This is a genomic window from Mesocryomonas lacus, assembly GCF_055730135.2.
This window is the reverse complement of the sequence record NZ_JBUZWE020000004.1, coordinates 213312-226043: the sequence shown is the minus strand read 5'-3', so window position 1 is coordinate 226043 and position 12732 is coordinate 213312. Positions and strand designations below refer to the sequence as shown.

At 65.0% G+C, this 12732-nt stretch carries 12 protein-coding genes and 1 tRNA gene; 6 read left to right on the top strand and 7 right to left on the bottom strand.

The features are described from left to right. Nucleotides 1-373: 373 nt before the first annotated feature. Nucleotides 374-448, bottom strand: a tRNA-Gly gene (locus ACZLZY_RS08355). 113 nt (nucleotides 449-561) lie between these two features. Further along, nucleotides 562-837, bottom strand: coding sequence for a helix-turn-helix domain-containing protein (locus ACZLZY_RS08350; RefSeq protein WP_472933769.1), 276 nt, complete (start codon nucleotides 835-837; stop codon nucleotides 562-564). Nucleotides 838-1027: 190 nt separating this feature from the next. Between ACZLZY_RS08350 and ACZLZY_RS08345 the strand changes: the two genes are divergently transcribed. The 3 genes from ACZLZY_RS08345 to ACZLZY_RS08335 all read left to right on the top strand — a co-directional run bounded on the left by ACZLZY_RS08345 (nucleotide 1028) and on the right by ACZLZY_RS08335 (nucleotide 3672). Next, nucleotides 1028-2458, top strand: a complete 1431-nt coding sequence (locus ACZLZY_RS08345; RefSeq protein WP_472933768.1) for an aldehyde dehydrogenase family protein — start codon at nucleotides 1028-1030, stop codon at nucleotides 2456-2458. Nucleotides 2459-2874: 416 nt separating this feature from the next. Next, nucleotides 2875-3138, top strand: a complete 264-nt coding sequence (locus ACZLZY_RS08340; protein ID WP_472933767.1) for a hypothetical protein — start codon at nucleotides 2875-2877, stop codon at nucleotides 3136-3138. Nucleotides 3139-3414: 276 nt separating this feature from the next. After that, nucleotides 3415-3672 carry a hypothetical protein gene (locus ACZLZY_RS08335; RefSeq protein ID WP_472933766.1) on the top strand — a complete coding sequence of 86 codons (258 nt, stop codon included), beginning with the start codon at nucleotides 3415-3417 and terminating at the stop codon, nucleotides 3670-3672. A 150-nt stretch (nucleotides 3673-3822) separates the two neighbouring features. Here the strand turns inward: ACZLZY_RS08335 and ACZLZY_RS08330 are convergent, their stop codons facing one another. Both ACZLZY_RS08330 and ACZLZY_RS08325 read right to left on the bottom strand, forming a co-directional pair. Continuing rightward, on the bottom strand, nucleotides 3823-4059 hold the full coding sequence (locus tag ACZLZY_RS08330; protein WP_472933765.1) for a hypothetical protein: 237 nt from the start codon (nucleotides 4057-4059) through the stop codon (nucleotides 3823-3825). 423 nt (nucleotides 4060-4482) lie between these two features. Next, on the bottom strand, nucleotides 4483-6471 hold the full coding sequence (locus ACZLZY_RS08325) for a glycosyltransferase family 2 protein (protein ID WP_472933764.1): 1989 nt from the start codon (nucleotides 6469-6471) through the stop codon (nucleotides 4483-4485). A gap of 152 nt (nucleotides 6472-6623) precedes the next feature. Between ACZLZY_RS08325 and ACZLZY_RS08320 the strand changes: the two genes are divergently transcribed. Together ACZLZY_RS08320 and ACZLZY_RS08315 are read left to right on the top strand one after the other, a co-directional pair. Next, nucleotides 6624-7430: a transporter substrate-binding domain-containing protein gene (locus tag ACZLZY_RS08320; protein ID WP_472933763.1), complete on the top strand. Its 807-nt coding sequence runs from the start codon at nucleotides 6624-6626 to the stop codon at nucleotides 7428-7430. 129 nt (nucleotides 7431-7559) lie between these two features. Further along, complete coding sequence (locus ACZLZY_RS08315; RefSeq protein WP_472933762.1) at nucleotides 7560-9239, top strand: lysine--tRNA ligase; 1680 nt, start codon at nucleotides 7560-7562, stop codon at nucleotides 9237-9239. A gap of 13 nt (nucleotides 9240-9252) precedes the next feature. On the opposite strand, the gene ACZLZY_RS08310 is transcribed toward ACZLZY_RS08315, so the two are convergent. The 3 genes from ACZLZY_RS08310 to ACZLZY_RS08300 form a co-directional block, all read right to left on the bottom strand. Then, a complete protein-coding gene (locus ACZLZY_RS08310) occupies nucleotides 9253-10017 on the bottom strand; it encodes a thermonuclease family protein (RefSeq protein WP_472933761.1) in 765 nt (254 codons plus the stop codon). Nucleotides 10018-10072: 55 nt separating this feature from the next. Beyond that, nucleotides 10073-10720: a S24 family peptidase gene (locus tag ACZLZY_RS08305; protein ID WP_472933760.1), complete on the bottom strand. Its 648-nt coding sequence runs from the start codon at nucleotides 10718-10720 to the stop codon at nucleotides 10073-10075. 120 nt (nucleotides 10721-10840) lie between these two features. Then, on the bottom strand, nucleotides 10841-11458 hold the full coding sequence (locus ACZLZY_RS08300; protein WP_472933759.1) for a 2-hydroxychromene-2-carboxylate isomerase: 618 nt from the start codon (nucleotides 11456-11458) through the stop codon (nucleotides 10841-10843). Between the two features lie 186 nt (nucleotides 11459-11644). Here ACZLZY_RS08300 and ACZLZY_RS08295 point away from each other — a divergent pair, with 186 nt between their 5' ends. Next, entirely contained in the window at nucleotides 11645-12712 is a 1068-nt protein-coding gene (locus ACZLZY_RS08295) for a YihY/virulence factor BrkB family protein (protein WP_472933758.1), read from the top strand. Nucleotides 12713-12732: the final 20 nt, after the last annotated feature.

The following is a 12732-nucleotide window of genomic DNA, read 5'->3' as shown; positions in this document are numbered from 1 at the left end:
TAAGTAACCGCGGGGAGCAGACTGACTAGGACGCGGACATCACGATAGTTCGGCGCACAATATGCTTTGCGTGACCGGACAGCTCGCTGCCATCACGCCGGCGTGATGCCTGTTCCGACTGCGCTTGGCGGGAGAGGAGATCGGCTGGGCGAGCATCCATACCCGCGTACTGTGCGTTGAACGAAACGCTGGAGTTTTCGGCACTCAGAGGTGTGGAATACGCGCCAAGTGCTGATCGCCACATCGCGATCGACGGCGCCGAGCCCGGAGATCTCAAGGCTTTCGTTCGTATCCAAGATGTCGTCAATGCCGTCCAATACGTGTCCAACCGAGGTTGGGACGGCCGATACATATCCTGAAACCCTGGAAAGTATGGAGCGGGCGATGGGGATCGAACCCACGACATCCAGCTTGGGAAGCTGGCGTTCTACCACTGAACTACGCCCGCGCTCGCCCAATTTTCATAAAGGGTCAGGCGTTCCTGCGCAAGGGTTTCGGCGCGCTCGCGGCCTAGGCCGCAACCGCCCGTAAGCGTTGGCAGAGCCGCTGCGCTCATTGGGCTCAGGGAAGGCGCTCGGCCGGCCCGTCCTCGCGCGCCTCGTCGAAGAGCCATTCGGCCGGCACCGAGAGAACCCTCGCAAGAGCCAGCATCTCGTCGAGACGCGGGGGAGACCCGCTTTCGATCCGCTCCAGCCGCTCGATCGACAGGTTGGCGCGCGCCGCGAGGTGCGCGAGGGGAAGTCCGGCTTCCAGCCGAAACACCCGTGTCGGTGAAGTCCCCGCCGCCAGGGCTGCCGCCGCTCGTTGCGAATTCCTGTCCTCGTCTGCCGCCATCATGCTGCTCTGCTGTGTCATGACGGCAGCTACGGGATCCGGCGGCGGGGGATGCAGCCGGCCATCGACAAATCCGGTCTTGTACGGTCTCGATCGAAGTGTCGGCACGCAGGCGGCTGCGGCGATGCGTTGACCCCCGCGTTGGGCGCGCGCTACGCCATACGGGCTAGATCGTCACCGGAAGGGAACAGCCATGGCCAACGCGCTGAAGTTCTATATCGACGGAGAATGGGTCGACCCGATCGTCCCGGCAACGCTCGCCGTGATCGACCCGTCGAGCGAGGAGGCCTTTGCCGAGATTTCCATCGGCACCGCTGCCGACCTCGACAAGGCGGTTGCAGCCGCGCGCCGTGCCTTTGCGACATTTTCGCTGACCAGCCGGGAAGAGCGCCTGGCGCTGATGCGCCAGCTGCTGGCGGTCTACAAGGCGCGCTATGGCGAGATGGCGTCGGCGATCAGCCAGGAGATGGGCGCGCCGCTGGCGATGGCCAATTCTTCCCAGGCGGCCATGGGTTCGCTGCACCTTGAGAAGATGATCGAGACGCTCGAGACCTACCAGTTCGAGGAAGTTCGAGGCACCACGCTGATCGCCAAGGAGCCGATCGGCGTCGTCGGCATGATCACGCCGTGGAACTGGCCGATGAACCAGATCATGTGCAAGGTCGCGCCAGCGCTCGCGGCTGGCTGCACCATGGTGCTGAAGCCGAGCGAGATCGCGCCGATGAGCGGTCTCCTGTTCGCCGAGATGATGCACGAGGCCGGTGTGCCGAATGGCGTTTTCAATCTCGTCAACGGCGATGGCCCCGGCGTTGGCGAGGCGATCTCGAAGCACCCCGGCATCGACATGGTCTCCTTCACCGGCTCGACGCGGGCCGGCATCCTGATCGCCAAGGCCGCCGCCGATACGATCAAGCGTGTTCACCAGGAGCTCGGCGGCAAGTCGGCCAACATCCTCCTCGACGACGTCGATCTTGATACTGCGGTGAGCAAAGGGGTTGCCGGTTGTTTCGGCAATTCCGGTCAGTCCTGCAATGCGCCGACGCGCATGTTCGTCCCCGCGGCACGCGCCGACGAGGCGGCGGCGATCGCAGCGAAGGCAGCGGCAGGTTTCAAGGTGGGGCCGGCCGATGCCGACAGTTCGACGCTCGGCCCGGTCGTCAGCCAGGTGCAGTACGACAAGATCCAGAAGCTGATCCAAAGCGGCATTTCCGAAGGCGCCAACCTCGTCGCCGGCGGTCTCGGCCGTCCCGACGGGCTGAACCGCGGCTATTTCGTCAAGCCGACGGTGTTCAGCGGCGTCACGCCGGACATGACCATCGCCCGAGAGGAGATCTTCGGTCCCGTCCTGTCGATCCTGACCTATGACAGCGAGGACGAAGTGGCCGAGCTCGCCAACGACACCGTCTATGGTCTTGCAGCCTATGTTCAGACGGCGGACCTCGCCCGCGGACGCAGGATGGCGGCCAAGATGCGCGCCGGCAACGTCTACATCAACTACCCCGCCTGGGACGCCGGTGCCCCGTTTGGTGGCTACAAGCAATCCGGCAACGGCCGGGAATATGCCGATTTTGGCCTCGACGAGTTTCTGGAGATCAAGGGCGTCGTCGGCTACGGCGCGGCCTGAAGTTCCGCCCAGCCTCGGCGGCCTGCCGTCGGGGTTGGGCACCCGCTTGACCTTACAGCGAATGGGGCATGCCTGGCGGTCTGCTTAGCTTCGGCAGCCTTCGACTGAGAAAACGCACACGCGCGCAGATCAACGGCATCCGACATTCAGCCATTTTATCGGAGAGTTTCTCTGGGGCCGGCGCTTCCGGTTCCATCCGGACCGATGATCTGAGATAGCGACGCCGCTAAGCTGCCCTCCGGTAATTAAGGCAATGCCGGGACGGTCAATCGATCGTCATGCTTGTTTTTTCTGCCGATTGCCCCATCTCTTACTCTTGAACACACGAGATCGGCACCTATGGGATCTCGGTGTGCAGGCCACGCTGCGAGCGACGGTCGCCTTGGACCCCTGATCGGCGGGTTTTCCGGGTTGTGTTGGGTTCGTCGATCAAGGAGCATGCGGTGGCTTTGGCTAGCGAATTCTATCTGGCACGCGCGGCCGAATGTGCCCGCGAGGCGTCCGAGACAAAGCTCGAGAACGTCAGGGACCGCAGCAAGCGCGCCGAGGCTGCCTGGCTGTTGATGGCTGACCAGTCGTCCGCGCGCGAAGTCGAGCGCGATGCGGTTGCGGCCGAAAAGGCGGCCAAGGTTGAAGCTTCGAAGAGCGAAGAGATGGAAGACGAGGAAGTCTCTTCTTAACCGAGGCCTTTTCCAGGCGATGACATCCGGGGGCTGAGGCCCCCGTTTTCATATCCAGCTGGTCCAGGAGTGAAATTCGCCGGACACGTTTCAGAAGAGCGTCATCGCACGTGGAAGGTTAGGTTCGCTACCCCCGGACTTTGACGTGCAACCTCGGAAACACGTTCTCGTGACAGCGCATCTGTTGCTGCCTATCATCCGTATCCCCCGTGAGGACAGACAGACGCTCAATGGTTCGAGGCGTCCTTTGTCACACTATGGCTGGGGAGAGAGGCCTTGCGCTTGCAGCCGGTAAAGGTCGCGACGACCAGCACGGATGAGAACGGCCTTCTGGTCTACGCGGGCGACCACCTCGTGGCGGTGATCGTGCGTTTGGAGGAACACGTCCATGGCGTTCGTTATGCCGGCAAGTGGAACCTTGAGGCGACCTTCGGGACCTTGCCCTATCCGCCGGACCAGGTCTTCGATGATATCGATCACGCGCAGGAGTGGATTTCAGCGCGGCTGAACGAGCCCATGTGGCAGCAGGAATAACGGAGATAGCGGTCGACTAAATTTGCGCGGCGATGCCGGGGGCGGACATGAAGCGCCGTCATTCGCAAACGGGAGCGCACGAAGGTTGATATTTTGGACGCGGCCATTCGGCTTGACGCGGGGATGCCGCCGCTCAACGATCGCCCGGTGCTATTGCTGAAGATCATCCAGCTTCCTCTCCGACCGGTCGTCGTTGGCGGGCCACTCGGACAGTAAAGCCTCCAGCGTATCGGCGGCATCGACCATCAACCCGGCGGCAAGGCAGAGCTGCAGGCCGTCATCATCATAGTCGTCAACGCGTTGCTGACCTTCCTCGGCGGACCTTCGCAGCCGCGAGATCAGGTGGAGGATCTGTAAAGGGTTGAGCCGAGGCGTCATGTCGATCATTCTCGTTGTCGAATAATCAGGTACGTTCATTCTCGTCGCCGGATGCATGCTGTCGCCAACAGCGCGCGGAAATTGCATTTTGCTGGGTCGTTTTTGAAGCCCGTTGCGACACCAACGGGCAGCGAGCCCTGTCTCGCTGGAGGATCGATAAGGTCGAATAAGCTCAGGCGACAGTTGAAGGATAACACGCGTCTGCCGCCGCAGCAGATCCCTCCCGAACGCCGCCCGTGCAATTCTTTCCGTCCGCGCGTGCGGGGCATCAAGAGATCATCTGGCCTCCCCCAATCGAGGTAGAACGTTCACCCGAATGCCCATCTCGACATGCGCCGTTCTGGAGCATCAAGCGTGGATGCGACGGGCGAGGCAAGCGCTTCGGGCGTTCAGCCGGCGTTTGGCCGGGCGAAAATGGCGGAACGCGGCGGTTCAGTCTGCTGCAGGAGCGGCCAACCTTGGAGCTGACGGGAGCCCGGCCTTTGCCTTGGCGGCCATGCCGTGCGGCGTCTTCTCCCAACGATGCGGGGCGGCCACCAGTTGGACCATGGCGCGCAGCACGGCAAGACTGACGAGCATCCAGTAGAAATAGACCGACACGAACAGTGGCCGAAACAGGTTTCTTTCCTTCGGGGAGAGCGATTTGAGGAGCAGCACGCCGTAGGCAAGATATCCGAGGACCAGGATGACGGAGTCCGCCACGACCAGCGCCTTCAAAAGCGGAGTTGAACCAACGGCCGAGCTTAAGGAATAGAGGATGAACACGAGGGAGAGCGGATGGGCGAGCCCGGACCCCACCATGCCGAAGAACAGGACCTGAAAAGCGAGGAACCCACCGGGACCGAGTTCGCGCCATAGCCGGATGGGTTGGCGCATGTGGACCAGCCAGGTCTGCATCCAGCCTTTCATCCACCGGGTCCGCTGGCGCAGCCAGATACTCCAGCGCTCCGGTGCATCCTCGCCGGTCGGCACGTCGATCGTTCCAACCACCAGCCCGCGGCGGGCGAGGCGGATGCCAAGGTCGGCATCCTCGGTGACGTTGTGGCTGTCCCAGGCGCCGACCGCGACCAGCGCCTCCCGACGGAAATGGTTGGAGGTGCCGCCGAGCGGCAGTGGAAGGCCTTGTCGGGCGAGCCAAGGCAGAAAGCCCCGGAAGAGGGCGGCATATTCCAGCGCGAAATGCCCCGACAACCAGCTGCAGCTGCCGTTGCCGATGACCAGCGGCGCCTGAACGCAGGCAAGGCGCGGGCCGCCCTGCCGGAACGCCTGCCAGGCGGCGTGCAGCTGTTCGGGATGGGGCCGGTCTTCGGCATCATAGAGAACCAGGAATTCGCCGGTGGCGAGCGGCAGCGCGACGTTCAATGCCTTGGGCTTGGTGCGGGGCAAGGAGGGCGGAACCAGGACGATCTGGAAACCCGGTTGCCCGCGAATGGCTGCCTCGACGGCCGAGATGGTCTCCGGGTCGTCGGCCTCACATACCAGCAACACCTCGAGGCGCGAGCGCGGCCAGCGCAGCGCCGCCAGGCCGGCAACCAGCCTTGGTACCATCTCCGCTTCCCGGCGAAGGGCGACGAGGACGGAGTAGACGGGATGCCGCGGGGGCGGGCTGTGATCGTCGCGGTCGGCGGCGATCGGGCGACCGCGGAAAATGTCGGCCGCCGCCCTCAACCGCCAGAGGCTGCCGACGAGGAACAGCGGCACGATCAGCAGGTGAACGGCAAGGATCACCGCGCCGGTAGCAAACCAAAGGGCGGCGATGAGAAGCGCCAGTGCGCCCGCGCAGGCCAGCCCCTGTGGTCCGGTGAGCACCTCGCGCGCGGACAGCGCCGGTGACCAAGCGGCAAGGCTAAGGCGGGCAGCGTCGCTGCGGGACTTTGCCGATGCTTCCGCGAAATGGCGGGCGATTGCCGTCGGCGTCGTGACGCGCAACGAGGACCGGCGTGCGGGATGGCGGCTGAGGATTCCGCGCAAGGTGCCGATGTCCTCGAGGCGCGGCGCAACGAAAAGTTTCCCGCCGAGATCCGCGTCGCAGGTCCGCAGCGATCTCGGGCAGGCGGCAGTTTCGGGGGAGGGCCATCTCGGTTTTCCGACGATGGCATCGCCCGAGGTGATCGACGCGACCGGGATCGACAGCGCTCTGGCGATGACCTCGGCAAGGTCCTCCTCGCTTGCCTTGCCGGCGCAGATCAACTCCAGCCCGACGTCCGAGCCGTTCAGCCGGGCCGCAAGGCGTGCATTGGCGAGATCGGCGGGGGAAATGCCGAGCTGTCCGAGAAGGCTCGGCAAGCGGCTGGCGGAAAGACCTGATGCGCCGTCGGCCTGGTCGGGCGCCTCTCCTGCCGCCAGCGTGGCAGATCTTGCAGGGGACGGATCGTCGAGAGATCGCAAGGAGGGCCTTGTGAGGGTCCCCTCGTCACGCATATCAGCGTATCCTGCTGAAAACGGCATGGTGTGCCACCGCTCGTTGACGCAACCCTACGGCGGTGATCCTCCACTGAAGCGCGGATGGCGTGAACAAACCGCTGAGGGAATGATTGGTGTCTCGACTTCTATTCAAGGTTGCTTGTGCGGGAATGCTTCTGCTAACGGCGGTTGTTGCCGGCGCGCAGGAAGCCGCCACGCCGAACTTTTGGGATCAGCGCCAGCGTCTCGCCAAACCGGCCCTGCCGGCGCTGGAGCGGGTGCGGTTCCTGACCAGCGTGGACTATCCCCCCTTCAACTTCCTCGATGCGCGCGGCAGGCTCGGTGGCTTCAACGTCGATCTCGTCCGCGCCGCCTGCGAGGAATTGGGCCTGATCGATCGGTGCCAGATCGAGGCGCGGCCGTTCGCTGACCTTCTTCCGGCGCTGCGGCGGGGCGAGGCCGAAGCGGTGATCGCCGGCGTCGCGGTCACGCCTGAAAACCGCGGCACACTCGCCTTCACCGAGAGCTATTTTCGTTTCGCTGCACGTTTCGTCACGCGCAACGATCGGCCGCTGGCCGCACCGTTCGCCACGACGCTTGCGCAAAAGCGCATCGGCGTCGTTGCCGGCAGCGGCCATGAGGCCATGCTGAAGGCTTATTTCCCGGTGGCAGAACCGGTGCCGTTCGACAGCCGCGACCTGGCCTTCGCCGCCCTCCGAGGCGGGACAGTCGATGCCGTTTTCGGCGATGGCGTCGGCTTTGCGTTCTGGTTGGAGAGCGATGCGGCCGAGAACTGCTGCAGCTTTTCCGGCGGGCCGTATTTCTCCGAGCGTTTCCTCGGCGAGGGGCTGGCCATCGCCGTCGACAAGAAGAACGCCGATCTTGCCAAGGCGCTCGACTATGCCATCGGTCAGGTTGTCGCCAAGCGGCGGTTCTCGGAGCTGATGCTGCGCTATTTCCCGCTCAGCGCGTTCTGACGGCGATCGATCTCCGGATTTGTTGACGGCGCGCCCGCCCCGCCATAGACGATCCCAGCGGCTGGAGCGCTGCGGCCCCGCCGGGGTTCGCATCGGTGCCGTTCACCGACCGACAAGACCGAGGATCTCATGGCCGCTGCCCGGCACGAATTTCTGACTGTCACCGACGAGCTGGTCACGCAGGCTCAGACCTCGAACGCCTGGCCGTTCGAGGAGGCCCGCAAGCTGGTCGAGCGGCGGGAGAAGACCGGCAAGACGGGTCCAGTTCTGTTCGAGACCGGCTATGGTCCGTCCGGCCTGCCGCATATCGGGACTTTCGGCGAAGTCGCTCGAACCTCAATGGTCCGCACCGCCTTCCGGGCGCTGACCGCCGACGCCGTGCCGACGCGGCTCCTCTGCTTCTCCGACGACATGGACGGCCTGCGCAAGGTGCCGGAGAACGTGCCGAACCGAGAGATGATGCTGACGCATCTCGGCAAGCCGCTGAGCCGCATTCCGGACCCGTTCTCCAACGAGTACCCGTCTTTCGGCGCGGCGAACAACGCCCGGCTGCGCGCCTTCCTCGACCGTTTCGGCTTCGACTACGAGTTCGCCTCGGCCACCGACTACTACGCCGCCGGCCGCTTCGACGAGACGCTGCTGACCATGCTGCGCTGCTATGACGAGGTGATGGAGGTGATCCTGCCCTCGCTCGGGGCCGAGCGCCGTGCCACCTATTCGCCCTTCCTGCCGATCCATCCGCGCACCGGCATCGTGCTGCAGGTGCCGATGATCGACCGCGACGCCGACCGCGGCACCATCACCTATGCCGATCCCGACACCGGCGAGCGGATCGAGACGTCAGTCACCGGCGGCGCCGTGAAGTGCCAGTGGAAGGCCGACTGGGCCCTGCGCTGGACAGCGCTCGGCGTCGACTACGAGATGGCCGGCAAGGACCTGATCGACAGCGTCACGCTGTCCTCGAAGATCTGCCGGGCGCTCGGCGGGCTGCCGCCGGACGGGTTCAACTACGAGCTCTTTCTCGACGAGAAGGGCCAGAAGATCTCGAAGTCGAAGGGCAATGGCCTGACGATCGAGGACTGGCTCGCCTACGCCTCGCCGGAGAGCCTTTCCTTCTACATGTTCGGCAAGCCGCGCGCCGCCAAGCGCCTGCATTTCGACGTGATCCCGAAGGCGGTCGACGAGTACTATTCCTTCCTCGACGCCTTCGGCCGGCAGACGCTCCAGCAGCAGCTGCAGAACCCGGTCTGGCACATCCACAGCGGCGTGCCGCCGACGGAGGGCATCGCGGTGCCTTTCGCCATGCTGCTGAACCTCGTCTCGGCATCGAACGCCGGCGACGCAGGCACGCTCTGGGGCTACATCACCCGCTACGCCCCGGGCGTCACGGCCGAGACGGCGCCGGAACTCGACCGCATGGTCGGCTATGCCTTGCGCTACTTCACCGACTTCGTCGCGCCGTCGAAGGTGTTCCGTGCCCCCGACGAGGTCGAGCGCGCTGCCCTCGAGACCCTCGACAAGAAGCTTGGCGTTCTGCAGGAAGAGGCCGTCGGCGGGACGGTCGACAGCGACACGATCCAGGATGCGATCCTCGACGTCGCCCGCCCGATCGAGCGCTACCAGGACCTGAAGAAGACCGGTCCGAACGGCGGCCCGGGCGTTTCCGGCATCTGGTTCCAGGCGCTCTACCAGACGCTGATCGGCCAGGAGCGGGGACCGCGTTTTGGCTCCTTCGTCTCGCTCTACGGCATTCCGGAAACGCGCCGGCTGATCCGCGACGCGCTGGACGGCAAGCTGGCCGCCGGCTGAAGCCACCCTTTAATCAAGGTGCGGCGGGGCCGCCCGTCCGCCACATGCCGCGACTGGCCTTGCGCGAATTGTCCTCGACGATCGTATAGCGGCTGGTGTCCCGCGCGCGGGCCCAGCCGTTCTCGACCAGCCATTGCGCGATATCCGCGTCGCCGAGCTGGCAGCGGGCGGCGATGGTCTCGTCGCGCCGGCCGAAACCATCTGGGACGCTGCAGAGGATCGAACGCGAGCGCAGCCAGCCGCGCAAGGCGGTGCGGGCCTGCATGCCACAGGGCCAGGCGCTCCCACCCTCGCCACAGACCGCCGACGTCGCCAGCGGTTCGATGCCGATTAGGCGGAGCCTGCCGCTGCCGATCTGGAAGGTCGCGCTGTCGACGGCGATCGGCCGCGGCAGGAGCCGCAGGCGCGGCGCCGGTGGCCCCATCATTTCGGCCTGTGCGGTGACGCTGGTCGGACGCGGGCCGCCAAGGCGGTTGGAGGAGGGCGCTGGCGTTGCAACAGGGGGCGGCGGCAGGACGCGGCCGGCGGGAGCTTCCGCCAGCGAGGCCGGTGGTGCCGACCATGCCTTGGGGGCTGTTGATACGGGTGGCCTGCGGGTGTCGGTATCCGGAGGCCGGCTTTCTGCTGCTGCCTGCGCCTCCGCAGTGGCTTGCGCCCGCCGGCCCTCTGGACCGACCAGCGAAAACACCAGGATCACAAGAACGGCCAGGGCCAGTGCGATCTTCAGGCCGCGCTCGACGTCCGCGCGCGAAGAGGCGCTGCCGGCATCCAGAGACATCAGGCCTTGGGGTCCGTCTGCGCCCGCCTGTGGGCGAGGAGAGAACTGCCAGCGATCACTGGCTGGCCCAGACGATGCGGGCAACCCATTCGATCTCGTCGACCCCGAACTGCAGGTCCGGGAAGTCAGGGTTGACGGAGGCGAGTTCGATCGTTCGCGCGGTCTGGCGCTGCAGGATCTTCGCCATCACCTCACCGGACTTGGTGCGCACCACCACGCGGTCACCCCGGCGCACGGACGTGCCGGGCGAAACGATGACGATGTCGCCCTCGCGGTAGAGCGGCGTCATCGACTGGCCCGCGACCTCCAGGGCATAGACAGGCTCCGTCCCGCCCGCCTGCGGCAGCACGATCTCGTCCCAGCCCTGGCCGACGGGAAAGCCGCTATCGTCGAAGAAGCCGCCGGCACCGGCCTGGGCGAAGCCCAGCAGCGGCACTGAGGAGGGCGCGCGCGACCCGCTCGAGCCCACGCCAGGACCCGGCATGGCCGTCAGGAACTCCTCGATCGTCGAACTGGTGGCCGCCATGATCTTGGAGATCGACTCGGTCGAGGGCCAGCGCGGACGACCATCGACGCTGTTCCGCTTCGACTTGTTGAACGTCGTCGGGTCGAGGCCGGCCTTTTTGGCCAAGCCGGACGGCGACAGCCGGTGCCGCTTGGCAAGGGTATCTATCGCTGCCCAGATGCGCTCATGCGATAACATCGTGACCGTCCGTCGTTACAAGGATGGAGGAATATATACCTCCGAGACCCCTTGTGTAGTGGCCGCAACTCAGCTTGTCCAGTGGCGGGATTCGTTGCCAACCACGTTTCGGCGCGGCCGCTACTCGCCGATGCGCAATGGCCGGCGTCCGCTGTCCAGCGCATGCTCCAGGTCGTCGATGCGGTCCTGGCCGAAGAAGGGCTCGCCGGAGAGCACATAGCCCGGAACGCCCGGAATGCCGGCCGCGACCGCGGCGTCCGCATTCGCCTTGCGGGTAGCGGCCGACTCCGGGGCCTGGGCCTTCGCCATGACCGTCGCGGCGTCGAAGCCGAGCTCTTTCAGATAGGCCTCGATCTGCACGCGGTCGGCGATGTCCTCGTTGCGGACCCAGACGCCGGTGAACACCTTCTCGACGAAGTCGATCGGGTTCTCGCCCAGCGCGATCAGCGCGACAGCGCAGAGGTCGGCGAAGGAGGCATCGACCGGGAAGAACCTGGGCTCGATATTCAAGGGCAACTCGCGGCGCTGTGCCACCCGCTGCAGATCGATTCGTCGGTAGTCCTGGCGGATTTTCGGCCGCTTGGCGAGCGGGACCTGGCCGGATACCGCCCAGATCGCCGCGAGATCGACCGGGATGAGATTGAGCTTGGCATTGTGCCGGCCGGCGACGGAGCGGATTTCCTCGTGCCCGAGATACGCATAGGGGGAGGAGGAGCTGTAATAGTAGTCGATCGTCATCGGTCGCTCCTCGTTGCCGGTCAATCCGCTCGCCTTATCCCTCTCGGGGCCGTGACAGCAAGCGTTTCCTCCAGGAACCTCGGCCGAATTATGGCATTGTTGTGGAGCGTTCTGCGCTGTGCTCTGTGGGCAATGAGCTGCAGGCCTTTGCGCGAAAGAAGCGCCGAAACAGGACAGTAACAGATCATGAGCCTCCGTTTCGGCACCAGTACCAGCGAGGAAATGCGCCGGCGGGCGAGCGAGCCCGGACGGGGGAGGGATGCTGCACATCCGACGGCAATTCCTTGGAAGGGCTGGAAGGACGTTTTTGTCCGGCTCTATGTCTCGTTCTTCGAAGACCGCGTGCTGCTGATCGCGGCCGGCGCCACCTTCTATCTGCTGCTGGCGCTGTTCCCGGCCTTCGCGGTCTTCGTCTCCGCTTACGGCTTCGTCGCCGATCCCTCGACCATTTCCGATCACATCGCCTTCATCGGGCAGTTCCTGCCGCAGGCGGGAACCGAGCTCCTGCAGAATCAGCTGGAGACGCTGGTCAGCCAGGACCCGGCCTCGCTGTCGCGTGGCTTCATCATTGGTCTCGCCGTCGCGCTGTGGAGCGCGAACAACGGCATCAAGACCTTGTTCGAGGCCATGAACGTCGCCTATGGCGAACAGGAGCAACGCAGCTTTATCAAACTGAACCTCGTCGCCTTCTGCTTCACCCTCGGCGCCGTGTTCATCGGCATCATGCTGATCGTCACCGTCGGCGTGGTGCCCGTGATCATGAAGATCTTCGGCCTGTCGAGCTTCAGCGACGTGCTGATCGCCTCGCTGCGCTGGCCCGTGGTGTTCGCGCTGATTGTCGGCTCCATTGCCATGATCTACCGCTATGGTCCCAGCCGAAACCGCGCCCGCTGGAGCTGGGTGTTTCTCGGGGCGCTGCTGACCGCCGTGGTCTGGCTGGCGGCGTCGATCGCCTTCTCCTGGTATCTCCAGAATTTTGCCAATTACGGCGCGACTTACGGCTCGCTCGGCGCGGTCATCGGCTTCATGATGTGGGTCTGGGTGTCGTCGACGATCTTCATCATCGGCGCCGAGATCAATGCCGAACTCGAGCACCAGACGGCGCTCGATACCACGGACCTACCGGCAAAGCCGCTGGGCGAGCGCGGGGCGCGGGTCGCCGATACCATCGGCAAGAGCGCCTCTCGGGGAAAGCCGGCGACCAGCGAGAAGCGCGGCCTCTTCCGCCGTGTGCGCAAGACGCAGAGCGTCTAGGACCGCGGGATTGTTCAATG